We start from the raw sequence: 21447 nt of genomic DNA on the forward strand, positions 1-21447 counted from the left end.
CACGGCGAACGCAGGCAGGTCGGCACGATGGCGCGTCGGAGGTCAGCGCGGGATGCCGGAGAGGTCGGCCATCAGGGTCATGTGGATGAACTGACCGGTCTGCTGCTCGCCCTGTTCGTTCTCGACGTTGAGCAGCACCGTCGTGTCCACCGCGCTTCACAGGATGCTCGAGGACCCGCACGGCTCCTCCACCCAATACACGTGAGTCATCATGGCCATCCTGCTTGGGACTCCGGTTGCGGTTGCGTGCCGTCGCGGTTGTCGCGGTGGAGGATCAACTCGTAGTGGCGCTTGCGGCGGATCTCGTAGAAGGGCGAGTTAGGCGAACCCAAGCCGGTAGCGCTCAGCGATGACCATCCGACGATCCAGGGGAACAGCCGGGTCGTCGAGCACGTCGGGCCGATGGAACGCGCTGTCGACTGCTCGCGCGTCGGACGACTTCGCGTCGCTCTTGCGCGCGAACTCGTCGAACAGCAGTCTCTTTTCCTCCACCACCTCGCGGATCCGCTCGTCGATGCTGCCCTTGGCCAGCAGGCGGTGCACCTGCACGGTGTGCGCCTGGCCCATCCGGTGCGCGCGGGCGATCGCCTGGTCCTCGATTCCGGGTGTCCACTGTGGATCGGCGATGACGACAACGGACGCCGCTTGGACGTTGAGACCGAGGCTGCCGGTCGTGATCTGGCTGAGCAGCACGGCGGGACCCCGCCGGTCGGTGAGTTCGTCCACCATGGCCTGACGCCCCTGCGGCGTGACCTTGCCGACCAGCGGGCCGATGGCGAGCTCGCCCAGCCGCCGGTGCAGGATAGCCAGCGCTTCGAGGAAGAAGGAGAAGACGATCACCTTGCGCCCGTCCTCGACGGCTTCCTCGATGATCTCCGACAGGCGCTGGAGCTTGGCGGAGTCCTTGGAGGTCAGCAGGACCCGTCTCATCTCCATCATGTTCCCCGTTCCGACGGCCTCGCGGTAGGCCCTCTCGTCCGCCGACGTGAGGCGCACCCAGTCCTCCACCTCGATCTTGTCCCGGAGTTCCTTGAGCACGTCTTCCTGGTTGCGCCTCAAGTAGACGGGGGCGACCTGGCGGCGGAAGGCCTTGGCGCCGTACAGGACGTCGGCGGGGTCGATCCGCGCGGCGCGGGCGGGGTCCAGGTGGTGCACGAGGTTGCGGAACTCCTCGACGCGGTTCTCCATCGGCGTTCCGGTGAGGAACAGCACGCGGTGCGCGCGGCCGATGACCTTCACCACGTCCTGAGACCGACGGGTCTGCGGGTTCTTCACCTGGTGCGCCTCGTCGACCACGAGCACGGAGAGCTCGACCTGTTCCGTGAACTCCAGCCGCCCGAGCGTGGTGAAGGTGGTGACCGCGATGCCTCCTTCGCGCAGCCATAGCCGCGTGTGCGAATCTCTGTCGTTGCCGTACAGGCTGAACGCCCTCAGCCGACTGTGCTTGTCGATCTCGTTGAGCCAGTTGACCTGCACGCTGGCCGGGCAGATCACCATGAACCGGCTCTGCCCCTGGGCGGCCAAGTGCGCGAACACGGCGAGCGCCTGCACCGTCTTGCCCAGTCCCATCTCGTCACCGAGGATCACCCGCTCCTGGTGGATCGCGTACTGGGCACCGAAGACCTGGTACTGGCGCAACGTCGACGTCGACTTCAGGAGGTCGACGTTCAGCGGCACCGCGTCGATCTTCCGGCGCAGCTCGGGACCGAGGTGGCCTCGGGCGGCGTCCTCCTGCCCCTCCCCGGCGCCCAGCGTGGAGAGCAGCGCGTTCACGGACGCCGCGTCGCGCAGGTAGAGCTGCCACGAGAGCGCCGGGTCGAAGGCCTCCGGGTCGATCGCGCGCTCGGCCTCCCCGATCGCGTCCGCCAGCCGCAGCGTGTGCGACTCGCCGGCCAGCAGTGCCAGTTCGACCAGCGCCGCTCTCGCGTCGTTCCGCGTCGCGGGCCGGAAGAGCAGGGTCCACCGCCGGAGAGCGGACGCGGTCGGGGTGGACCTCGCGAGCAGGGGCGCGGAGCGCTCGCGGAACCGGGCCACCTGGTCGTGCAGTCCGGCCACCGCGGCGTCGGCGCCGCGGATGGCGAGCAGGAAGCGGAGCAGTCGGGTGTGGCCCGGTGTCCGGTGATCGGGGTCGAACCGGACCTCGCTGTCGCGGATGAGCCGCTCCCGGTATTCCGCCGCGGCGCGCAGGACGTCGTCGACCGTCTGCTCGCCGACCTTCGGAATCGCCGTGAGCTGATGCCGGGGAGTGGCTTCGATGCTGCCGATCGTCGGAAAACCGGCGTTGATCAAGGCGCTCAGCCGGATCGACCGGCCGATGAGCGGCTTCAGTTCCTCGGCGGGCAGTTCTTGCACGCGAGCCGCTGCTTCGGCCCGCACCAGGGCGGTGATCTGCTCGCCTGCGGCACGGCGCAATTCCTGTGGAGCGCGCTCGAGTTCCGCGGCCCGGCGCGTGAGCGCGCCCACCACCTTGACGACGGTCCTGGACGGCCGGTGCACCCTGCCCTCGGTTCGTGGCGATGCGGTCACGTGCACTCCTGAGTTCGCTGGTAGCCAGCATGACGGGGAGGCGCGCACCGCGTGCGCGTGGTGCGCATTCGTGCCTCGGAGCCCCGGCGGCGGGGTGGCGACACCACGCTCCGATCGGGCTGGACGAGCCGGGTTCGGTGCCGCCGATCGTGCCGCACGCAGTGCCGCCCGAGGCAGGTGTTTCCCGTTGCCTACTCGGGCGGGAAACGGGAAACCCGGTGTGAGCGATCGACACGTTAAACCGTTCGGCGCGTTCAGTCCAATCCGTCCGGTAATTGTCCAGTGGACAGATGAAGGACATCGTCAAGGACATTCAAGAGGAAACGGGAAACACTTCGCTACTCACCGGTAGGACTTGTCAACGCTGCGATCCGGTGTGGCACTATGCGCACTGTCGCCATTTCGCTGGCCCATCCGAGAGGCCAGCTCCTCATTCAGCGCAATCCCTTCACGTGAGGTGCACCCCCAGTGACGAAGGTCTTCCTCAATTACCGCGTGACCGACCAGCCCTTCGGCGCCGCCCTGCTCGACCGCGCGCTGTCCGAGCGCTTCGGCTCGGACGCCGTGTTCCTGGCCTCGAAGTCGATCCCCCCGGGAGCCGACTGGGAGGTGCGGATGTTTGAGGCCGTCGAGCAGTGCGCCGCGCTCCTGGTCGTGATGGGCACGAACTGGCTGGGCGAGACCCGCCCGGACGGCAGCCGACGCTTGGACGACCACGACGACTTCGTCCGGCGCGAACTCCTCACGGCGGCGGCGCTGGACAAGGTCGTCGTGCCCGTGCGGCTCGACAGCCCGCGGGTGGCCCGCGACGACTTCCCGGTCGACCTGGCCTGGCTGGCCGATCTCCAGGACGTCGAGGTCAGCTTCCGCACCGCGCGAGCGGACATCGACAACCTGGCCAACCGGTTGGCCGCGGAGGTCGGGCTGCCCGCGCCGCAACCGCGTTCCACCGACACGAACGCCTTCACCGTGTCCGGCAACAGGAACCACGTGTGGCAGGCCGGGCGGGTCGACGTCGCTGGCGACTTCCACGCCGGTCCCAGCTACGGGCGCGGTCGGAGGACGTCGTGATCGACGACGGCGAACCGCTGGACCCCACGCCGGACCCGCCCGGGCCGGACGAGCCGTTCCCACGCGCCGACGACCAATACGTGCCTCCGATGTCCCAGGAGGAGATGCTGGCGCGGCTGATGGACGACGCGAGCGGGATCGACGTCACCCGCGCGCTGGCCATCGCGGCGCAGTTGGGCCGGGGGCGCGTCGACAACGTCAACGTGTTCCGGGACGGCATCACCGTCCAGGGCAACTTCCTGGCCGGCTCTGCGCGAAAGTCCAGGCCTCGTAGACCGACCGCCGTGCCGGTGGACGCGACGCAGTTGGCCGACATCGGCAACTACGTGCGGCCGGACGGCTTCGAGGCGGGGACCGCGGCTCTCGCGAACTCGCACCTGGTGGTCCTCGCCGGTCAGGCGCGGACGGGAAGGCGGTCACGCGCCCTCGCGATGCTCGACGAAGTCCTGGGCGGAGCCAGACACCCCGATGTCGTGGAACTGCCCGTGAGCGTCCTGGGGAGCCCTCAGTGGCAGCCGCCCGCCCGCGGGCGCGGGTTCGTCGTGCTCGACCAGCCGACCAGGGGCGCGCACGCCGCCCACCGGCTCGACGACACGTGGCTCACCCGCGTGTCGGGTCTCCTCCGCGACCAGGACAAGTTCCTGGCGGTCATCACCGGACCGTTGGAAGGAAACCTCGCTTCCGCTGTACACCGCTTCGAGCACGTGCTGGACGACCTCGCCCTGCCCGATCCGCTGGAGATCGTGCGGAAGAGGGTGACGACCGCCGAGCCGCAGATGGCCGGTCCGCGGTTCGACGAGCTGGTCGCGCAGGCGCAGCTCGTCGACGTCCTGGCGGAGCGCGACGACCCGCACTTCGCCACCCGCGTGGCGCACGTGCTCGTGGAGTCGTTGCGGCTCGGAACGGACCCGCGGCAGGAAGTGGCGCGGCTGCGCAATCCTCACGAGCAGGTCGCCGAGTGGTTGAGCGCGCCGCCGGTGCTGTCGGAGATCGCGTTCGTGACGGCCACCGCGGTGCTCGAGCAGCTCACCTACCTGTGGGTGGTCGACGCGGCGGTGCAGTTGTCCCGTGCGCTCGGCGGCAGCGCCGGCTCCACCCTCCGCTACTCGCGCATGCTCGGGGCGGAGCGGACGTGGATCAAGCGGACCACGCACGCCAGTGGTCCGGAGACCCTCCGGTTCCGCCACGGCGACCTGCGCGAAGCGGTGCTCGTCGGGCTCTGGCTGCAGATGGACGGCGCGAGGGGCAAGGTCGTGGCGTGGCTGAGCCGGCTCGCCGCCCACCCGAACGTGGAGATCCACGCCCGGGCCGCCGACGCGGCCGGCGTGCTCGCCGCCGTGGACTTCGAGTACGGCATCGACCAGCTCTTCCTGCCCTGGGCGATGGACAGGTCCGCGGTGCTCAGACAGGGCGCGGCGCTCGGCCTCGATGTCGCGGGCGCGTTGAGCGGCGAGGTGGGCGCGTTCTGGGCGCACGTGCAGCGGTGGGCCGACGAGCTCGGGTCGACCGCCCGCTCCCGCAACCTCGCCGACACCGCAGCGCTGGCGGCGGCCGGCAGGCTCGGCGCCGCCGACCCGGAACGCGCGCTCAATGTCCTGCGCAGCCTCGTGCGCAACCCTGAGTGGGCGCCGCTGACCTCCGTCTCGATCACCGCGCGCACGCTGCTGGAATCGGGTGTCACGACACCGTTGCTGGAGGCCCTGCTCGACTGGAGCGGCACACCGTCCGACGAGCAGACCACGGCCAAGGCACTGACCGTGTTCACCTACGCGGTCCGTCACACCGGCGGTCCGGGCGACGTGCTGCCGACCCTGCTCAGCGGACCGGAGCGGCACCTCGACCTGCTGGCCGAGCTGTGGGGCCGGGCGCTGTCCTGCGCGCTGGTGCGCGAGATCGCGGAGAACACCTTGCACGAGTGGGTCACCGCGGCCGACGGCTCCTGCGTCCCACGACGGGCGCTCCTCGACGTGCTGGCCGGTATCGCCGACCGATCCGACGACGACTTCGCCGTCCTCGAAGACCTGATCGTGACCTGGGCCTTCGACACCGACTCGCCGTCACCGACGGCAGCTCACTTCCACGACCACTGGCTCAAGGCAGAGGGGCAGAACGCGTGATCCAGGAAACCTACAACCCGATCCTGCACCAACGCAGCGGTGTCCTGCTTCGCTTCACCACGCTGCGCGCACCGCAGCGTGGGACCGCATTGGTGGTGGAGCACCGGGACGGCCGACTCGACGTCATCGCGGCCGGTGCTCCCGTCCCCGGCCGGCGGGGCGGTGGTCATCGGGCGACCTACCTGGTCGACACGACCACGCACGGGCTCACCTTCGTGGTGCCGTCCCGCAGCGCCGACCCCTGGATGTTCTCGGTCACCTTCCGGTTCTCGTGCAGCGTGATCGACCCGACGGTGGTCGTGCGGGAAGAGCGCCGCGACATGGCCGCGGCGGTGTACGAGTCGATGGCCACCGTGGCGCGGAGCGTGACCCCGAAGTTCGGTGTCCTCGATGGCGACCGGGCTGCGATCGAGATCCTGGACGTCCTGCGTGGCGCCCGTCCGCCGCACGGGCTCGACCTCTCGGTCGTCGGCGTCGACGTTGCCGCCGAGAACGCCGAGGATCTCCGGACCACCCAGCGCAACCTGCTCCTGGAGCGGATCAACCGCGAAGCGCGGCGCGACGTCGCGAAGGGCTCCCGTGACGAGATGCTGGCCCACTACATGGCCATCAACAACGGCGACCCGTCCGCCTTCCTGAAGTTGGAGCGAGAAGCGCAGGAGGCCGACGCCAAGATCAACCTGGACCTGGTCCGGGCGGCGTTGGAGTCCGGGAAGCTCTCCGCCGGCGAGAGCACCCGCATCAGCAAGCGGATCCTCGACCGGATGGTGCAGACGCCGCACCCCGGGCGGAGCGGGCAGCTCCGCGACCGACTCCGGGGCACCGCGCCGGGTGCGCTCGACGTCGGGCGGCCCGTCATCGACGCGACCGGCCTGTCCGAGGCGGGCGATGGCGTGCGCCGGCACGGATCGGAGGCGGACGAGTGATGCCACCTGCCTCGTCAGACCTCGAACACCCTGCACGACCGGAAAGGAACCGACAGCACGTGCGAGCGGAACGGCGGACCACGTGGCGAGGGCCGCATCGAGGACCCGGAGACGACCGCGGCGATCCGTCCACCTGGGGTGTCTCATGACCGGTGCAGTGCCACGGTGCGGAGGCTGTGGCGCCACCGCGCTGGCGTCGAGCGGCAGGTGCGTGTTGTGCGACTACGTCACCGACTCACCGAACGGGGAGCGGCCGGTGCGCCCGCCGTTCCAGATCACCCTCGGTCCTCCACCTCCACCTCCACCGGCTCCGCCGGCGGTCCAGGCAGAGCGCGCAGTACCGGCACCCGATCCGCGGCGGGCGGGCGGAGCGTCGCGCGTCCGTGCGATCGTTCCCGTCGTGCGCGGTGCCTGGCGGTGGGTCCGCGCGGTAAGTCGAGGGCGGAAGCTCCCGGCTTGGGCGAAGAAGGCGATGCCGATCGCCGTCGTCTTGCTGGCGGCGACGCAGTGGGACGTCCTCGGGTTCTCCTCGGCGACTTCGTCCGGGCAGAGCGCCGAATGCCCGGACGAAGTCCGCAGGCACCTCGGACCGGCCTCAGGCGACGCCCTGCTCGTCGCGGCGTACCGGACGCCCTCGTTCGTCGTGACGATCTGCCGGGACGGCAGCGGAGGGCTGCACTACGACGGGCGCAAGAGGGACCGCCCGATCACCCCCGACACGCACATCGCATTGCGCGCGGAGCCGAGCCTCACCGGCTACGTCGCGCGCAACGGGTCGACCGAGTACCGGGTGACGGAGTCGCGGTTGACCGTGACGAGCCCGGGCACGGTGCACGTCGACGAGATCGCGACGCCGTACTCGCCGTGAGCGGGCGCGTCCCACCGGAGGCCCGAGGCCAGGCCGGGCACCGGGTGCACGAACTCGACGTGGATCTCGGAAGCCGCGTTCACCTCGACGGCGGTTCCCGCCACGACCGGGTCGTCGACGTCCTGCTGGTGGACGTCGGCCACCCTGGTCAGGCCGCCGGGGACGGCGTCGTGCGGGAACCGCACCCGCAACTCCGCCTTGGCGCACGGGTGGCGGGGCACGCACACGAAGTGCGGCGCCGGCGTGTGCTCGGCGGGCAACCTGACGAGCACGGCGTACTCGTGCGCGTCACCGGCGTGCAAGGTGCGCGGGAGCTTCATCGTCAACCCTAGGCGTACGGACGACTCAGGACCGACGATGCGCAGCGATCCGCCGTAGAAGACCTCGAAGGAGGCGTGCTCCACCAGTTGGCTCGCCGACAGGCCCGTGACTTGAAAGGAGAAGGGGACTTCGGAGACATCCTCGGCGGCGACGACCCGCCGCACCTCCATCAGTTCCACGCGCGGCCGGTCCAGGACCATCGTCATGGCCAGGTGATCGGTCCACCAGGCGCCGCGGAGGGCGGGCGCGCCGGTGTCGAGCAACGCCTGGGCCAGTACGGCCGTGCTGCGGTCGGCCCACCGCCGGGCCGTCCTCTCACCGACACCACACGTCTCCCCGTAGCCCTCGACGCGGTGCCGGTAGGCGACGTTCCTCGCGTTGTAGTTGAACGCGGCGGCGAGCACGTCGCGCTCGTGCGCGGGAAGCCTGGTCATGGCCCTCTCCAAGCCGCCGATCACCTTCCACCGGACCGTCGTGATCGAGTCCGCTGGCGCCACCGCGAACACGCGTTTGGCCGTGCCTCCCATTCGCGCGGGTAACCGCGTGTCGTAGATACCGAGCCCTCTGCGCATGGCACGCAATTCCATGCCCAACGTCTTGGCGATGTGGGCTGAGTGGTCGATCATCGCCGGATCCGCGTCGAGAATGACATGGCTTCGAGTGTTCTGGCCTGCTCGTCACGGTGTCCAGCGCCCGATCGGGTACTCAAGAGCGGTCGGTGGTGTGAAATCAAGCTTACTTGCCCAGCGGGGTGTCGACTGAATTCGACGTGTTCTTTTTTCCGAATGTCGAGCCGGTTCCGGTTCGGGGCGTGATCATGGGTTCGCAGTCCGCACGCGGTGTTGGTGGGCGGAGGTTACGGGACGGGGTTGGTCGGCTGCGGTGGGGCGTACGACGAGAAAGGGACCCCGACCGACTGGGCACGGCGTTCACCTCAGCTCGGCGGGGCTCGCCCTCACCGAACCCTTCCGACGCGGGACGGAACGCGTCCGCACCAACGAGTCACAGGCGGACGGCAACGGTCAGGGAGACTCCTCGTAGCGGGTAGCGACGGCGGTGGCGCGGTTGTGCAGGGCGGTGCGCAACCACTGCGGTGCGAGTGCTTCGCCGTCCATGGAGAGCTGCCACAGTGCCCACTCGCCGTGCCGGGAGTCCTGGAAAGTCATCTCCAGTCGCAGCCGGCCGTCGGCGGCGACCTCCTCGGTGTGCATGGCCAGAGCGGTGCCGACCAGGTCCTCCCGCCGCGCCGGGTACACCCGCGCAGGCTGGCTGACAGGACTCGTGAAGGCCGTTGACGATCGGGGTAGCGACAGCGAGGGTGCGCTCGTCGTCACCGGTCATCGAGAAGCGATGACCGAACCAGCCTGTGAGCGCTCTCGAACCGCTCGCGTCGCAGTGGTGCGCGTTCGGCAGATCTGTGGCCCAGTCAGGCAAGGTGACGCTGGCGGTGTCTGGCTCTCTCCCCCGCACGCCGTCGGGACTGTTCGTCGAAGATCGCGTGGGTGGGCGAGCGCAGCAGGTCGTTGTCGGGGGCGTCGGGGCTGTGGGCGGTGATGTCGGCGAACCGGTCCGCGTCGGCGAACGTCTGCGACACCGAACCGGGTAGCGCCTCATGCTGCGCCGCGTAGCGGATGGGTTGCCGGGTGAGGGTTTCACAGTGCCCGGAATCTCACCAGACGCCGATGGTCGACCAGCGCCCGTACCGTTCCGGGACGTCACGCCAACCCGGCCCGGTGCGGCACCGCCACAGCATGCCGTTGAACCGCTCCCTCGGCATCGGTCAGATCAAACGCGCCACACCCGTGTTCCGCCAGCACACCACCGGAGCGAACCTAGATTTGAACCCCGAACAGCTCCTGGGGCGGGAGGCCCGGCGACCCGCGTCGGGCCTCCCCCGTCCCGGGCGTCAGCCGGTGCGGCAGGTCAGGTTGGGCCAGTTCCAGTTGCCGCCGTGCTGGATGGTGAAGCCGAAGACGTTGCCGTTGCCGTTGGGACGGGCGGTCATCACGTTGCCGCTGCTGTCCCAGGTGGTGCTCGCGTTCCAGGTGGCGATGATCTTCTGCGGCGAGCTCACCGTCACCGTCACCACCCAGTTGTCCGTCCCCGAGACGGTCACCTGGCCGTTGAAGCGGTCACTCCACTTCGTGCCCTCGGAGTAGGTCGCCGTGCAGCCGCCGGGCTGGTCGGTGGTCGTGGTGGTGCTGGTCGGGGTCGTCGGCGTGGTCGTGGTGGTCGAGGTCGGCACGACGCCGCTGTTGAGGGCGTTCAGCGTGGAGGTGTAGGCGGCCTTCTTGTTGCCCGAGCCGTCGAACAGCAGCGGGGTGCCCGAGGCGCGCCACGAGTCGGTGTCCCGGATGCCCCACACGGTGATGCCGGTGCAGCGCGTCACCGCGAGGCAGGCCTTGACGACCCGCTCGAAGTTGGCCGCCTGCGCGGAGCCGGAGCCCTCGATGTCCAGCTCGGTGATCTGCACGTCCACACCGAGGGCGGCGAAGCTCGACAGCGTGGTCTGGTAGTTGCCCGGCACCGGGCTCTGGCTGTTGAAGTGCGACTGCAGGCCCACGCAGTCGATCGGCACGCCGCGCTGCTTGAAGTCCTGCACCATCCGGTAGACGGCCTGGGTCTTCGCGTGCGTCCAGTCGTCGGTGTTGTAGTCGTTGTAGCAGAGCTTCGCGCCCGGGTCGGCCGCCCGCGCCGCGCGGAACGCCGCCTCGATCCAGTCGTTGCCCGTGCGCTGCAGGTTCGAGTCACGACGCGCGCCCGAGCTGCCGTCCTGGAAGGCCTCGTTCACCACGTCCCAGGCGTAGATCTTGCCCCGGTAGTGGGTGGCGACCTGGGTGACGTGGTTGAGCATCGCGTTGCGCAGCGCGGTGCCGGACATGTTCTGCATCCAGCCCGGCTGCTGCGAGTGCCACGCCAGCGTGTGGCCGCGGACCCGCTTGCCCTGGCCGGTGGCCTGGCTCACGATCCGGTCGCCGTTGGCGTAGCTGAACTGCCCCTGGGACGGCTCGGTCGCGTCGATCTTCATCTCGTTCTCGGCCGTGACCATGTCGAACTCGCGGTTGAGGATCCCGACGTACGTCGCATCGCCCAGCTTGTTCGCGGCGACCGCGGTGCCGAAGTAGCGGCCGGTGCGGTTCGCCGCCGTGGCCAGGGTGGTGCCGGGACCGGGCTGCGGCGTCGTGGTGGTGGTCGTCGTGGTGTCGCCGGTGGTTGTGGTGGTGGTCGTCGTGCTGGTGGTGCTGCTGGTGGTGGGGCCGTCGGTGAGGGTGGGTGTGGTCCAGTCGCGCCATTGGGAGAGGTTGCCGGTGGCTTTGCCGTGCATCTGGATGGAGCCGGCGTAGCTGCCGGTCTTGAGGAGGAACTTCTGGATGTTCTGGGTGAGGGGTGTGCGCCATTCGGTCCGGTTGGCGCAGTGGTTTCCGTCGGTGACGTTGGAGTGGTAGGTGATGTTGGGTGCGGCGCCGAGGGCTTTGTACACCTCGGCGCCGGCGAGGGCGGCGACGGCGGCGGAGCGGGGGCCGAGGTTGGCGATGTGGGGGTTGTCCATGATGAACAGGCCGCGGGGGGCGATCATGGCGACGAGGGAGTGGGTGTCGATGGGTGCGGTGTTGGGATTGGTGGTGTAGGGGCTGAACGCGTCGCCGAACCAGGGTTGTTCGCCGTAGGCGCTGGTGAGGCTTTGTGCGCCTTCGCCGGCGATGCCGCGGTAGATCGGGACGCCGGCGGTGCCGGACTCGATGGGCATGGTCAGGGCGACGCGTTGGTCGAAGACGCCGGCGGCGAAGGCGCCCTTGCCGAAGCGGGAGCAGCCGGTGACGCCGATGTCGGGGCGCAGGACGGTGCCGCCGGAGGTTTCGATGACGTCGATGATGCGGGACACGCCCCAGGCCCAGGCCATGAGCAGGCCGGTGGGGCTGGTGTTGCCGTAGAGGGTGTAGAAGGCGCCTTGTTTGTTGTTGCGGGGGGGTGCCTTCCCTGCCCACGGTGTAGGGGTCGAAGGTGATGGTCGCGGCGCCGGCGGCGCGGATGGCGGCGGTGTCGCCGCCGAACCCGCCGTAGACGATCACGGCGGGGAACGGGCCGGTGCCCGAGGGCAGTTGCACGCCGGCGGAGAACGAGGCGCTGCGGCCGTTGGCGGAGACGGTGACGGCGACGGTGCTGCCCGAGACGGTGCCGGTGACGGTGGGCTTGGCGGGTTTGTCGCCGTAGACGCGTTGTTCGGCCAGTTCGCGGATCTCCGCCCGCCGGCAGCGCCAGTCGGACTTGGAGCCGATGCGCTGCCCGTCGAGCTTGGTGAACGGGTCGGGCAACCGCGGGTTGGACGGGAACGAACCTGGCGGGGAGACCGGGCAGTCCGCGCCGTCGTCCTCCACCCCCGCCGCCATCACATCCGCGGCGGCGGGTGATGTGGTGGTGGACCGGGCCACCGCCGTCAACGTCCCGACCAGCGCCAACACCGCGACCACGAACACGAGCACCACCGACCGCACTCTCACGCGGCCTGAATTGATGATCACCAGGGCTCTCCTTCGAGACAGGGTGGTGGAGACGGCGACACCGCACGGCGAGCGGACGCAGTGACCTAAAGTTTCGATCTGCTCCACGAAACATGTCAATGCTCCGGATGCCCTGATTCCCGCTGCGGTCTCAGATGGCGATTGCCGTAGAAGCACCGACGTGGCACCAGGTTGACCACAGGAGTCGACGGAGCGAGAGATGTGGAGCCGGAATGGTCGATGCTCCACGCTCGGCGGCAGGCCGCAGCCGAGCACGACGAAGCGCCGGGTCCGTGTAGCGGACTCCGGCGCTCACTACCCTCTTCGGCACCAGAGCCCGTTGACTTGAGCGGTCCAGCGGTGGTTCACCTGATCGGACCATTGGCCTCGGGCTCGGGTCGATCCCAGGGCGGGTTGGCAGGCCCGGACGGGGGTATCCCACAGCCCTTGGGCCGAACAGCCATCGGAGGGCCGCGGTGGGCAGTCTGGCGGGTGTGGCGACTCCGACGCTCGGAGTCGAAGAGGAGTTCCTGCTGGTCGACGCCCGCACGGGCGAACCCGCGCCGCACGGCGCGGAGGTGGTCGAGGCGGCCCAGCGGCGGTTCGGCGTCGAGCTCGACGTCGAACTCCTCCAAGCCCAGGTGGAGACCCGCACCCCGGTGTGCCACGACCTCGCCGACGTGCACCGGCAGCTGACCGGTCTCCGGATGGTGGCCGTCGAGATCGCCCGCACGCTCGGCTTCGGGCTGCTGGCCGTCGGCACGCCGCCGGTGGGCGGGACGGCGGGGCCGACCACCGACCGCGACCGCTACCGCGGGCTCACCGAGGACTACCGGCTGCTCGCCGCCGAGCAGTCCATCTGCGGGTGCCACGTGCACGTGGCCGTGCCGGACCTGGAGACGGCGGTGCAGGTGTGCAACCACCTGCGGCCGTGGCTGCCGGTGCTCGGGGCGGTGACCGCGAACTCGCCCTTCGTCAACGGCGCGGACACCGGCTACGCGAGCTGGCGCTCGATGGTCTGGTCGCGCTGGCCGAGCGGCGGGCCGCCGCCGTACTTCGAGTCGGCGGCGCACTACGAGGCCACCTGCGACATGCTGCTCGCCGCCGGGTCGGCCCGGGACCGGCGGATGATCTACTGGGACGTCCGGCCGTCCGCGCACCTGCCGACCGTGGAGGTGCGGGTCGCCGACGTCGCGGCCACCGTGGACGAAGCGGTGCTGCTGGCCGCGCTGGTGCACGGCCTCGTCCGCACGGCGCTGGCCGACCTCCGGCGAGGACTGACGGCTCCGCCGGTGCCGACGGAGGTGCTGCGCGCCGCCACGTGGCGGGCCGCGCGCGACGGCCTCGCGGGCCTGTCCCTGGACGTGCTGTCCGGCCGGCTGGTGCCCGCGCGGCTGCTGCTGGACCGGCTCGTGCACCGCGTCGAGGACCAGCTCGACGAGCCCGCCCTGGTCCGCCGACTGCTGTCCACCCTGGACAGCGACGGCGGCGGCGCGGAGCGGCAGCGGCGCGCCTTCGCCCGTGCGGGACGGATGTCCGACGTGCTGGAGCAACTGGCGCGCGAGACCCTGTCCGGCGCGGAGACGTGGACCGGGGGCCGGTCCGGCTGACCGCGTGGATCAGCCGTCGGTCGGGCCGGCCCGCGCGAGGCGGAACAGGGCGGTGCGGCCGGCGAGCAGGAAGACGCGCGCGGCCTGGACGTCACCGCCGGCGGCCTGGTCGCCGGCGTCGCGGAGGAACCCGAGCGCGGCCGACACCGGGCCGTTCGGCGTCAGCGCCGCCAGTTCCAGCAGGCGGTCCCGCACCGGGGCGGTGGCGGTGGCGAACCCGGCGAGCACGCGGTCGATCTCCTGCCGGGCGTCGGCGTGGCGGGGGTCCAGGCGCAGCACCGCCTGCACGGCGGAGTCCACCGCCACGCGCAGCACCGCCACCGGGTCGTCCACCGGAACCCTCTCCTCTGTCACGGAAAGCAAGGGTAGATCACGATCCGTAGCACGGCATGTGCTCGGCGCGACGGCCGCGCCTCGATGTGTGCGTTCGGGTCGGTCGGGGTATCCCGACGCACCGAGGCCGTTTCGAACAGGCGGGGCGGCCCGGGTGTCCTGGGGGACGGTCACATGACCTCGTCGGAGAACACGCTCGCCGCCAGGGTGAGCGTGGACCTGACCACACCGGTCGCGCCGCTGGCCCAGATCCGGCAGTGGCTCGCGACCGTGCTCGCCGAACTCGCCGAGGACGTGCTGCAGGACTTGATGCTGATCTGCACGGAACTGGTGTCCAACGCCTACGACCACGCGCGGGCGCCTCGCCAGCTGCGCGTGCGGCGGTCGCGGGACAGCGATTCCCTGCTGATCGAAGTGGACGACGGCAGCCCGGAGCTCCTGCCGGTGGCCGGCGCGTCCCGCCTCGGCGCGTTCCGGGGCCGGGGCCTGGTCATGGTCGACCACCTGTCGCAACGCCGCTGGGGCACGCACCTCGGCGCCGAGGGCAAGACGGTGTGGGCGGAGCTGCCGCTGTCGTGACGTCAGGTCCCGCGCAGGCTCCGCTGAGCGGACCGCGCGGCCAGGATCGGCAGGAAGTTGGGGAACTTCGCCTTGGCGGCGAGCCGCTGGTAGGCGTCGGACACGGCCGCGCGCACGACCTGGTGGTCGATCTTGCCGCCGAGCCGCCTGCCGACCTCCTCCGCCGCCTGGTCCAGCTGCGCTTCGACGTCGGTGCGCAGCGTGCGCGGATCCCGGACCAGATGACCTTCGAGCCGTTCAGCCGTCATGACGTTCCTCCGTCGCGGCACGGTGGTGTTCGGCCACCAACGGGATCGGCCGCAGGCCCGACCGCGAAACCCGCGATCAGAAGTCGTCGGTCGAGGTCAGCTCGTGCTCGAACGCGTCGGCGGCGGTGACCAGCAGCATCAGCGGGCGTTCGAACTCCTCCCGCACGCTCAGGTCCTCCAGCGGCACGGTGTGCTTGAGCAGGGCGACGTCGTCGACCACGGCGGCGCCGCCGACGGCCGAGGTGCCCGCGAGCACGAGCAGCCGCTTCAGGTCGATCGCGTCGGCCCGGCCGACGGGCGAGGAGATCTCGACCCACGCCACGCCGTCCGACTCCGGCACGTGGTGCACGGAGACCTGCTGGGTCCGGCTCTCGCCCAGGTCGAGCCGGAAGCGCAGCCAGCTGTCGGTCTCCTCCAGCACCTCGTACCGCGTCCGGACGTAGTTGATCACATCGATCCAGCTGGTCACCGTCGTTGCCCCTTGCCCCTGCTCACGCCACGCCGCCCGGTCGTCCCACACGGTATCCGAACTCGCCCGCGACGCCGGGCAACCGGTCGGGAAGATCCACGCCGAGTCCGGCGGCGGTGACGGATCGAGGTCGCGGCCGGGTGGCCGCGACCTCGATCGGTGTCGTGCCGCCGCCTACCGGTAGGTGATGTCGGACGACGAGTAGAAGCAGTTCACGCCGTCCGCACCGGAGCCGATCTTGGTCGGCTCGCTGCCCTTCGGGACGCCCTTGTACTTGTCGCAGATCGACGTCGTGCCGTAGACCGTGATGCGGGAGAAGCGGGCGGTGTCGCCCCAGTTGGTGTTGATGCCCGCCAGCGCGCTGGTCGACCGCGCCGTGACGCCGTCCATCACCACGTGCCGCTGGTAGGACGTGGCGCAGTTGCCGCACGCCCGGTACAGCTTGCCCGCGCCGTTGACCTGGAAGTTGCGGATCGTCACGGTGCCCGCGCCGTTGTGCTGGAACACCTTGTCCGACGCCGACTTGGCGCCGCCGCCGTCGACCAGGTAGGTCGCCGAGGAGCTGGAGGACTTGAACGTCGCCGCGTCCTCGCCCACGTCGTTCCACCAGACGTTGCGGATGGTGCAGGAGCCCTCGCAGTGGATGCCGTCGCCGGCGGGCGCGTCGAGGATCACGTTCTCGATCGTGCCGCCGTTGGCCACCACGAACATCGGGTCCTGGCTCTCGCCCTGGCCGCCGTCGCCGATGCCGTAGTACCGCTTCATGCCGCCGTTGAAGTAGGTGCCCACGTCACGCGTCGTGGTCTGGTGCACGCTGCCGGTGTCGCTCGGCCACGGGCCGCTGCCGTCACCACCGCTGCCGGGGTTCGTGGTGGTCGTGGTCGTGGTGCGCGTCGTGGTCGAGGTCGACGTGGAGGTCGACGTCGGGCCGCCGCTGGTCGGCGTGAACGTCCACTGCTTGGTGGCCGCGCTGTCGCAGGAGTTCTGCTGCACCAGCGCGCCGGTGGCGGTGGAGTTGTCCTTGATGTTCATGCACTTGGCGCCGTTGGCGTTGATCACGCGGTAGTTGCTGCCGCTCGCGGTCAACGACCAGGTCTGGCTGGCGGCGCCGGTGCACGACTCCTGCTCGATCGCCTTGCCCGCCGAGGTCGACGCGTCCCGGACGCCGACGCACAGGCCGGTGGCCACGGAGGTGATCTTGAAGCCGCCGCTCACCGCCGCCAACGTCCACTGCTGGCTGCGGGTGGTGGCGCACGACGCCTGCTGGAGCTGCACGCCGCTCGCCGCGCTCGCGCCGGGCACGTCGAGGCACTGCCCGCTGCCCGCGTTCTTGAGGGTGTAGGTGCCCGCGCCGACCGCCGCGTCCGCGGGCGTCGCGCCCGGCCAGGCGAGGAGGCCGGCGGCCAGCGCCGTGGCGCCCGCCGCCGCGGCCAGGCTCAGGCGCCATCGTGTGCCACGCGGTGGTGCGGGTCGCGTGGATCGACGGTGATCCGCTGTGCTCATCAACAACTCCACTTCTCACTTTCCGGGACGCCGAGGTCGGCGGTCGACCGATTTCGAAAGCGTGTTTCCCGGCACCGGTTCACCAGTGTGAAGAATTCCGGAAATCGCTTTCCAGCGGGATGTTAGATGCTGTTGAAGCGGCCGGTCAACGATGGCTTTCCCGAGGTCGGACCACCGGCGTGTCGAATACGATCGAACACCGAGGTGATCGCCGGTGCCATTGATCAACTCAACCGGACGCGCAAATGCGGGCGGTCATATTCGTGAACAGAATCGCCCGGCCCGGGTCACACTCGTGAACAAAAGGACAGGCGATGAACCAATAGCGGGCTCACCGCTCGTCGTCCTGGTCGGGCATCTCCGCGCCGCACCGGGGGCACACCGCCGGCACCGGCCCCTCGGCCATCGAGCCGCACTCCGGGCACACCCGCGACAGCCAGCACACCGGGTCCCCGGTCGGCGTCGGCGCGCGGTCCTCGTCCGACTCCACCGACGCCCCCACCTGGTCCGACGAAACAGGAACCGAGAATACCTCTTTTGCTACCGTCCCTCCATGCACCTCATCCGGTCCACGGACATCGCGCTGCGCGTGGTGATGCTCCTGGCCACCGACGGCGGCCGGCTGACCGTCGACCGGCTCGCCGACGCGCTCGACGTGCCGCGCCACCACATGGCCAAGGTCGTGCAGCGCCTCCAGCGGCACGGTTTCGTGGCCACCTCGCGCGGCCGGGCCGGCGGCGTCGGGGTGCCCCCGGCGGTGCTGGAGACCTCGGTCGGCGCCGTCGTGCGGGCGTTGGAGGGCGACAGCGAGGTGGTCGACTGCGATGGACCTCCCTGCCCGCTGCGCGGCGGCTGCCACCTGCGCGGGGCGCTGCGCACGGCCCAACTGGCGTTCCTCGCCGTGCTGGACGACGTGACCGTGCGGGCGCTGGTCGCCGAACCGGCCGGCCCCGTGCTGCTCGACCTGGTGCCGCACCGCGCGGGCGGCGCGCGGTGACGGCGGCTCGGGACCTGGCCGGCCGGGAGGACGCGCTGGCGCTGGTGACCGAGTTCTACCGGCGGGCGTTCGACGACGGGCTGCTCGGCCCGGTCTTCCGCGACGTGGCCAGGCTCGACCTCCCGGCGCACCTGCCCGTGATCGCGGACTTCTGGGCCACGGTGCTGTTCCGCGCCGGCACGTACCGCCGCAACCTGCTGCGCGTGCACCTCGACCTGCACGAGCGCTTCCCCCTGACCTCCGCGCACTTCACCCGGTGGCTGGCGCTGTGGGCCGCCACCGTGGACGACCTGTTCACGGGCGAGAAGGCGGACCTGGCGAAGTCGCAGGCGGAGCGGATCGCCTGGTCCATGATCCGCAGGCTGCGCCGGGAGGACGCGAGCGAGCTGGTCACCATCCGGCGGCGGGACGAGGTCGAGGAGCGCTGACGCCGCCGGCGGTTACGGTGTGCTGTCGGCTCCGAACAGAGGTTTGCCCATGATCAGGTTGGACCGCCTGGTGAACGTGCTGGGTGGCTACGGCGTGCGGTTGGCGTGCTGCCCCGTGCCGCGCTCGACGGAGTTGCGCAGCGTGGTGATGCGCGAGGCCAGCGAGGCGCGGGCGGTCGGCGGCGACGTGTTCCTGGCCGTCGGCGCCGAGTCGGTGGCCCAGGCCGCGGGGTGGGCCGCGGCGGCGAAGGCGGCCGTGGTGCTGCTGCACGGTGACGCCGAGCGCGAGGCGGCCGCGATCGGCGAGGCGGAAGGCGTCGCGGTGATGCTGGTCGACCCGGCCGTGTCGTGGAGCCAGCTGGCCGGGGTGGTCTACGGGTTGGTGCTGGAGGGCCGGGAGACGGAGTCCGGTCGCGGCCCGACGGACCTGTTCGCGCTGGCCGACAGCCTCGCGGGCGCGGTCGGCGGTTCGGTGACCATCGAGGACCGGCTCTCCCGCGTGCTGGCGTACTCCAGCTCGCAGCAGGGCGCCGACCCGGCCCGCCTGGAGACGATCCTGGGCCGGCAGGCGCCGCCGCGGCTGCGGGAGGCGTTCGAGCGCCGCGGCGTGTTCGCCTACCTCGCCGCCTACGACGAGCCGCTGTTCGTCGAGGAGGACCCGGAGCACGGCCTGACCGGGCGGATGGTCGTGGCCGTGCGCGCGGGCAGGGAGCTGCTGGGGTCGGTGTGGGTGACGTGCGGCGTGCCGTTGACGGGCGTCCGCTGCGCGGCGCTGGCCGACGGCGCCCGCACCGTGGCGTTGCACCTGCTGCGCTCGCGGGCCAGCGCGGACCTGGAGCGCCAGGTGGAGTCCGACCTGGTGATCCGGCTGCTGGAGGGCACCGCGGACGCCGCGACGGTGGTCAGCAGGCTCGGGTTGCCGCAGGGGCCGTCGCGGGTCATCGCCGTGCGCGCCCACATCGCCGCCGAGCGGCACGCCGCGCTGTTGCTGGCCTTCGAACGCGCCACCACCGGGTTCGGCTGGTCCCGACCCGGCCGCAGCACCCTGGCCGGCACCACGCTCTACACCGTCCTGCCAGGCGAGCAGGTGACCGCGGCGCGCGAGTGGGTGGCCCTGCTGCGGGCCGCGCTCCCGAGCCGGGTGACGGTGACCGCGGGCATCGGCGCGACCGCGTCGGCGGCCGACCTGCCCGCGAGCAGGCAGGAGGCCGACGAGTGCCTGGCGCTGCACGAGGCGCGCACCCCGGACGCCGTGCCGCCGGCCTACGACGAGTCGTGGGACGACATCCTGCTGCAACGCCTGCGCGCCGCCGCGCGGGCGGGTCGCACCCCCGCCCGGGGCCCGGTCGCCGAGCTGCGCCGCCACGACGGCGACCACGCCACCCACTACGTGCCGACCCTGCGCGCGTGGCTGGAGGCGCAGGGCGACCTCGCGCGGGCGGGCGACCGGCTCGGCGTGCACCCCAACACCATCCGCTACCGGCTGCGGAAGATGGTCGAGGTGACGCCGCTCGACCTGGACGACCCGCGCAAGCGCCTCGCCATGATCATCGACCTGGCCGCCACCGAGTAGCTGTCGGTTCCCGACAAGATCAGGCCGGCAGATTGTCGGTGACGGACAACCGGCTGGTGGGGCGTCCGGGGAATGCTGACGTGGACAGCAGTTCCGCTCGGGTGTGGAGGTGGTCATGGTCGACGTCGGGCGCAGTGCCGGCGGGCCGAGGTCGGCGGTCGTGGTCGGCGCGGGCATCGTCGGCCTGTCGACCGCGTGGTTCCTGCAGGAACGCGGCGTCGAGGTGACCGTGGTGGACCGCACCGGGGTGGCCGCGGGCGCGTCGTGGGGCAACGCCGGGTGGCTCTCGCCGGGCTTGACCATCCCGCTCAACGAGCCGTCCGTGCTGCGCTACGGCCTGCGGTCGTTGCTGAACCCCGCCGCGCCGCTGCACATCCCGCTGTCCGCCGACCCGGGGCTGTGGACGTTCCTGGCGCGGTTCGCGGCCAACTGCCGGTGGTCGTCCTGGACGCGGGCCGTGCGCGCGAACCGGGCGCTCAACGCCGAGTGCGTGGAGGCGTTCGACGTGCTGACCGCGAACGGCGTCGAGGCGCCCACGGTGGCCGCGCCGATCACCGCCGGGTTCGAGACCGCCCGGCAGGCCGACGGGCTGCGCCACGAGCTGAGCCGGATGGCCGAGGCGGGCCAGCCGGTCGAGCACGCCACCCTCGACCGCGACCAGCTGCGCGAACTCGTGCCGCTGGCGTCCGGGGCCCTCACCACCGGTGTGCGGATCGACGGCCAGCGGCACCTCGACCCCGGTGGGTTCGTGCACGCGCTGGCCCGGTCGGTCGAGGCGCGCGGCGCGACGTTCCGCGTGCTGGAGACCGTCGACGTCCACTCCACCGGCCAGGGCGTCGCGGTGCGCACCCGCGGCGGCGAGTCGCTGACCGCCGACGTCGCGGTCGTGGCCACCGGCGCGTGGCTGTCCCGGCTCGCGGCCAGGTGGGGCGTGCGCGTCCCGGTGCGCGCGGGTCGCGGCTACTCGTTCACCGTGCCGGTCGACCGCCCGGTGCCCGGCCCCGTCTACCTGCCCGCCGCCCGGGTGGCGTGCACGCCCTACCAGGGCGCGCTCCGGGTCGCGGGCACCATGGAGTTCCGCGACCCGGACGCGCCGGGCGTGGTGGCCCGGCTGGACGCGATCACCGCCTCGGCCCGCCCGCTGCTCGACGGCGTGCGCTGGGAGGAGCGCCGCGACGTGTGGGTCGGCCCGCGCCCGGTCACCCCGGACGGCCGTCCCCTGATCGGCGAGGTGCTCGCGCGCGGGGTGTACGTCGCCGGTGGGCACGGCATGTGGGGGCTGGCGCACGGCCCGATCACCGGCAGGCTGCTCGCCGAGCAGATCACCACCGGCAAGCAGCCGGAGGCGTTGCGCGCGTTCGACCCGTTGCGCTGAGGCG

Annotated in this window: 22 protein-coding genes and 1 pseudogene; 11 read left to right on the forward strand and 12 right to left on the reverse strand. The window is 71.2% G+C overall.

Annotated features, from left to right (window positions below; all coding sequences use genetic code 11):
- Nucleotides 1–318: 318 nt before the first annotated feature.
- Nucleotides 319–2526 carry a DEAD/DEAH box helicase gene (locus IOD16_RS18715; RefSeq protein ID WP_236595088.1) on the reverse strand — a complete coding sequence of 736 codons (2208 nt, stop codon included), beginning with the start codon at nt 2524–2526 and terminating at the stop codon, nt 319–321.
- 468 nt (nt 2527–2994) lie between these two features.
- Here IOD16_RS18715 and IOD16_RS18720 point away from each other — a divergent pair, with 468 nt between their 5' ends.
- From IOD16_RS18720 to IOD16_RS18735, 4 genes are all read left to right on the forward strand, one after another.
- The gene (locus tag IOD16_RS18720) at nt 2995–3597 is read left to right on the forward strand and encodes a toll/interleukin-1 receptor domain-containing protein (RefSeq protein ID WP_201441082.1); all 603 of its coding nucleotides are present in this window, start codon (nt 2995–2997) and stop codon (nt 3595–3597) included.
- Nucleotides 3594–5714 (forward strand): hypothetical protein, encoded by a 2121-nt coding sequence (locus tag IOD16_RS18725; protein ID WP_201441083.1) that lies wholly within the window; start codon nt 3594–3596, stop codon nt 5712–5714. The genes IOD16_RS18720 and IOD16_RS18725 overlap by 4 nt, the downstream gene beginning before the upstream one ends.
- Nucleotides 5711–6640, forward strand: coding sequence for a hypothetical protein (locus IOD16_RS18730; RefSeq protein WP_201441084.1), 930 nt, complete (start codon nt 5711–5713; stop codon nt 6638–6640). The genes IOD16_RS18725 and IOD16_RS18730 overlap by 4 nt, the downstream gene beginning before the upstream one ends.
- A 472-nt stretch (nt 6641–7112) precedes the next feature.
- Complete coding sequence (locus IOD16_RS18735; RefSeq protein WP_201441085.1) at nt 7113–7508, forward strand: hypothetical protein; 396 nt, start codon at nt 7113–7115, stop codon at nt 7506–7508.
- Here IOD16_RS18735 and IOD16_RS18740 read toward each other — a convergent pair.
- The 6 genes and pseudogenes from IOD16_RS18740 to IOD16_RS41515 all read right to left on the reverse strand — a co-directional run.
- Nucleotides 7397–8263: a hypothetical protein gene (locus tag IOD16_RS18740; RefSeq protein WP_201441086.1), complete on the reverse strand. Its 867-nt coding sequence runs from the start codon at nt 8261–8263 to the stop codon at nt 7397–7399. The two genes, IOD16_RS18735 and IOD16_RS18740, sit on opposite strands and share 112 nt — an antisense overlap.
- Nucleotides 8264–8851: 588 nt before the next feature.
- Complete coding sequence (locus tag IOD16_RS18745; RefSeq protein ID WP_201441087.1) at nt 8852–9085, reverse strand: WYL domain-containing protein; 234 nt, start codon at nt 9083–9085, stop codon at nt 8852–8854.
- A 170-nt stretch (nt 9086–9255) separates the two neighbouring features.
- Nucleotides 9256–9423 (reverse strand): hypothetical protein, encoded by a 168-nt coding sequence (locus IOD16_RS18750; protein WP_201441088.1) that lies wholly within the window; start codon nt 9421–9423, stop codon nt 9256–9258.
- Between the two features lie 75 nt (nt 9424–9498).
- Complete coding sequence (locus IOD16_RS18755) at nt 9499–9606, reverse strand: transposase (protein ID WP_201441089.1); 108 nt, start codon at nt 9604–9606, stop codon at nt 9499–9501.
- 129 nt (nt 9607–9735) lie between these two features.
- Complete coding sequence (locus IOD16_RS41285; protein WP_328809481.1) at nt 9736–11730, reverse strand: endo-1,4-beta-xylanase; 1995 nt, start codon at nt 11728–11730, stop codon at nt 9736–9738.
- A gap of 121 nt (nt 11731–11851) precedes the next feature.
- Nucleotides 11852–11935 (reverse strand): annotated as a pseudogene (locus IOD16_RS41515) (hypothetical protein); the annotation flags it as partial.
- Between IOD16_RS41515 and IOD16_RS41025 the strand changes: the two are divergent.
- The gene (locus IOD16_RS41025; protein ID WP_268957728.1) at nt 11916–12041 is read left to right on the forward strand and encodes a hypothetical protein; all 126 of its coding nucleotides are present in this window, start codon (nt 11916–11918) and stop codon (nt 12039–12041) included. The pseudogene IOD16_RS41515 and the gene IOD16_RS41025 sit on opposite strands and share 20 nt — an antisense overlap.
- 781 nt (nt 12042–12822) lie before the next feature.
- A complete protein-coding gene (locus IOD16_RS18765; RefSeq protein WP_201441090.1) occupies nt 12823–13938 on the forward strand; it encodes a carboxylate-amine ligase in 1116 nt (371 codons plus the stop codon).
- Nucleotides 13939–13947: 9 nt separating this feature from the next.
- Here IOD16_RS18765 and IOD16_RS18770 read toward each other — a convergent pair whose 3' ends face one another.
- Complete coding sequence (locus IOD16_RS18770) at nt 13948–14292, reverse strand: hypothetical protein (RefSeq protein ID WP_201441091.1); 345 nt, start codon at nt 14290–14292, stop codon at nt 13948–13950.
- 153 nt (nt 14293–14445) lie between these two features.
- Between IOD16_RS18770 and IOD16_RS18775 the strand changes: the two genes are divergently transcribed.
- On the forward strand, nt 14446–14850 hold the full coding sequence (locus tag IOD16_RS18775; RefSeq protein WP_201441092.1) for an ATP-binding protein: 405 nt from the start codon (nt 14446–14448) through the stop codon (nt 14848–14850).
- Between the two features lie 2 nt (nt 14851–14852).
- On the opposite strand, the gene IOD16_RS18780 is transcribed toward IOD16_RS18775, so the two are convergent.
- The 4 genes from IOD16_RS18780 to IOD16_RS18795 all read right to left on the reverse strand — a co-directional run bounded on the left by IOD16_RS18780 (nt 14853) and on the right by IOD16_RS18795 (nt 17560).
- The gene (locus tag IOD16_RS18780) at nt 14853–15098 is read right to left on the reverse strand and encodes a three-helix bundle dimerization domain-containing protein (RefSeq protein WP_201441093.1); all 246 of its coding nucleotides are present in this window, start codon (nt 15096–15098) and stop codon (nt 14853–14855) included.
- Between the two features lie 76 nt (nt 15099–15174).
- Nucleotides 15175–15567, reverse strand: a complete 393-nt coding sequence (locus IOD16_RS18785; protein WP_201441094.1) for a hypothetical protein — start codon at nt 15565–15567, stop codon at nt 15175–15177.
- 174 nt (nt 15568–15741) lie between these two features.
- A complete protein-coding gene (locus IOD16_RS18790) occupies nt 15742–17070 on the reverse strand; it encodes a pectate lyase (RefSeq protein WP_201441095.1) in 1329 nt (442 codons plus the stop codon).
- Between the two features lie 331 nt (nt 17071–17401).
- Nucleotides 17402–17560, reverse strand: a complete 159-nt coding sequence (locus IOD16_RS18795; protein WP_201441096.1) for a hypothetical protein — start codon at nt 17558–17560, stop codon at nt 17402–17404.
- Between the two features lie 63 nt (nt 17561–17623).
- Here IOD16_RS18795 and IOD16_RS18800 point away from each other — a divergent pair, with 63 nt between their 5' ends.
- From IOD16_RS18800 to IOD16_RS18815, 4 genes are all read left to right on the forward strand, one after another.
- Nucleotides 17624–18067: an RrF2 family transcriptional regulator gene (locus tag IOD16_RS18800; RefSeq protein ID WP_201441097.1), complete on the forward strand. Its 444-nt coding sequence runs from the start codon at nt 17624–17626 to the stop codon at nt 18065–18067.
- Nucleotides 18064–18495, forward strand: a complete 432-nt coding sequence (locus IOD16_RS18805) for a group III truncated hemoglobin (RefSeq protein ID WP_123741143.1) — start codon at nt 18064–18066, stop codon at nt 18493–18495. The genes IOD16_RS18800 and IOD16_RS18805 overlap by 4 nt, the downstream gene beginning before the upstream one ends.
- Nucleotides 18496–18544: 49 nt before the next feature.
- Complete coding sequence (locus IOD16_RS18810) at nt 18545–20068, forward strand: PucR family transcriptional regulator (RefSeq protein ID WP_201441098.1); 1524 nt, start codon at nt 18545–18547, stop codon at nt 20066–20068.
- Between the two features lie 115 nt (nt 20069–20183).
- The gene (locus tag IOD16_RS18815) at nt 20184–21443 is read left to right on the forward strand and encodes an NAD(P)/FAD-dependent oxidoreductase (RefSeq protein ID WP_201441099.1); all 1260 of its coding nucleotides are present in this window, start codon (nt 20184–20186) and stop codon (nt 21441–21443) included.
- Nucleotides 21444–21447 lie beyond the last annotated feature (4 nt).

Source organism: Saccharothrix sp. 6-C, from assembly GCF_016695385.1.
Taxonomy (GTDB): domain Bacteria; phylum Actinomycetota; class Actinomycetes; order Mycobacteriales; family Pseudonocardiaceae; genus Actinosynnema; species Actinosynnema texasense.

What these genes read in the sequence shown, in the direction of transcription:
- IOD16_RS18780 (WP_201441093.1), bottom strand. Translation starts at nt 15,098, where the DNA reads ATGACGGCTGAACGGCTCGAAGGTCATCTGGTCCGGGATCCGCGCACG.
- IOD16_RS18755 (WP_201441089.1), bottom strand. Translation starts at nt 9,606, where the DNA reads ATGCCGAGGGAGCGGTTCAACGGCATGCTGTGGCGGTGCCGCACCGGG.
- IOD16_RS18790 (WP_201441095.1), bottom strand. Translation starts at nt 17,070, where the DNA reads ATGAGCACAGCGGATCACCGTCGATCCACGCGACCCGCACCACCGCGT.
- IOD16_RS18815 (WP_201441099.1), top strand. Translation starts at nt 20,184, where the DNA reads ATGGTCGACGTCGGGCGCAGTGCCGGCGGGCCGAGGTCGGCGGTCGTG.
- IOD16_RS41285 (WP_328809481.1), bottom strand. Translation starts at nt 11,730, where the DNA reads ATGGCCTGGGCCTGGGGCGTGTCCCGCATCATCGACGTCATCGAAACC.
- IOD16_RS18800 (WP_201441097.1), top strand. Translation starts at nt 17,624, where the DNA reads ATGCACCTCATCCGGTCCACGGACATCGCGCTGCGCGTGGTGATGCTC.
- IOD16_RS18740 (WP_201441086.1), bottom strand. Translation starts at nt 8,263, where the DNA reads ATGACCAGGCTTCCCGCGCACGAGCGCGACGTGCTCGCCGCCGCGTTC.
- IOD16_RS18735 (WP_201441085.1), top strand. Translation starts at nt 7,113, where the DNA reads ATGCCGATCGCCGTCGTCTTGCTGGCGGCGACGCAGTGGGACGTCCTC.
- IOD16_RS18775 (WP_201441092.1), top strand. Translation starts at nt 14,446, where the DNA reads ATGACCTCGTCGGAGAACACGCTCGCCGCCAGGGTGAGCGTGGACCTG.
- IOD16_RS18810 (WP_201441098.1), top strand. Translation starts at nt 18,545, where the DNA reads ATGATCAGGTTGGACCGCCTGGTGAACGTGCTGGGTGGCTACGGCGTG.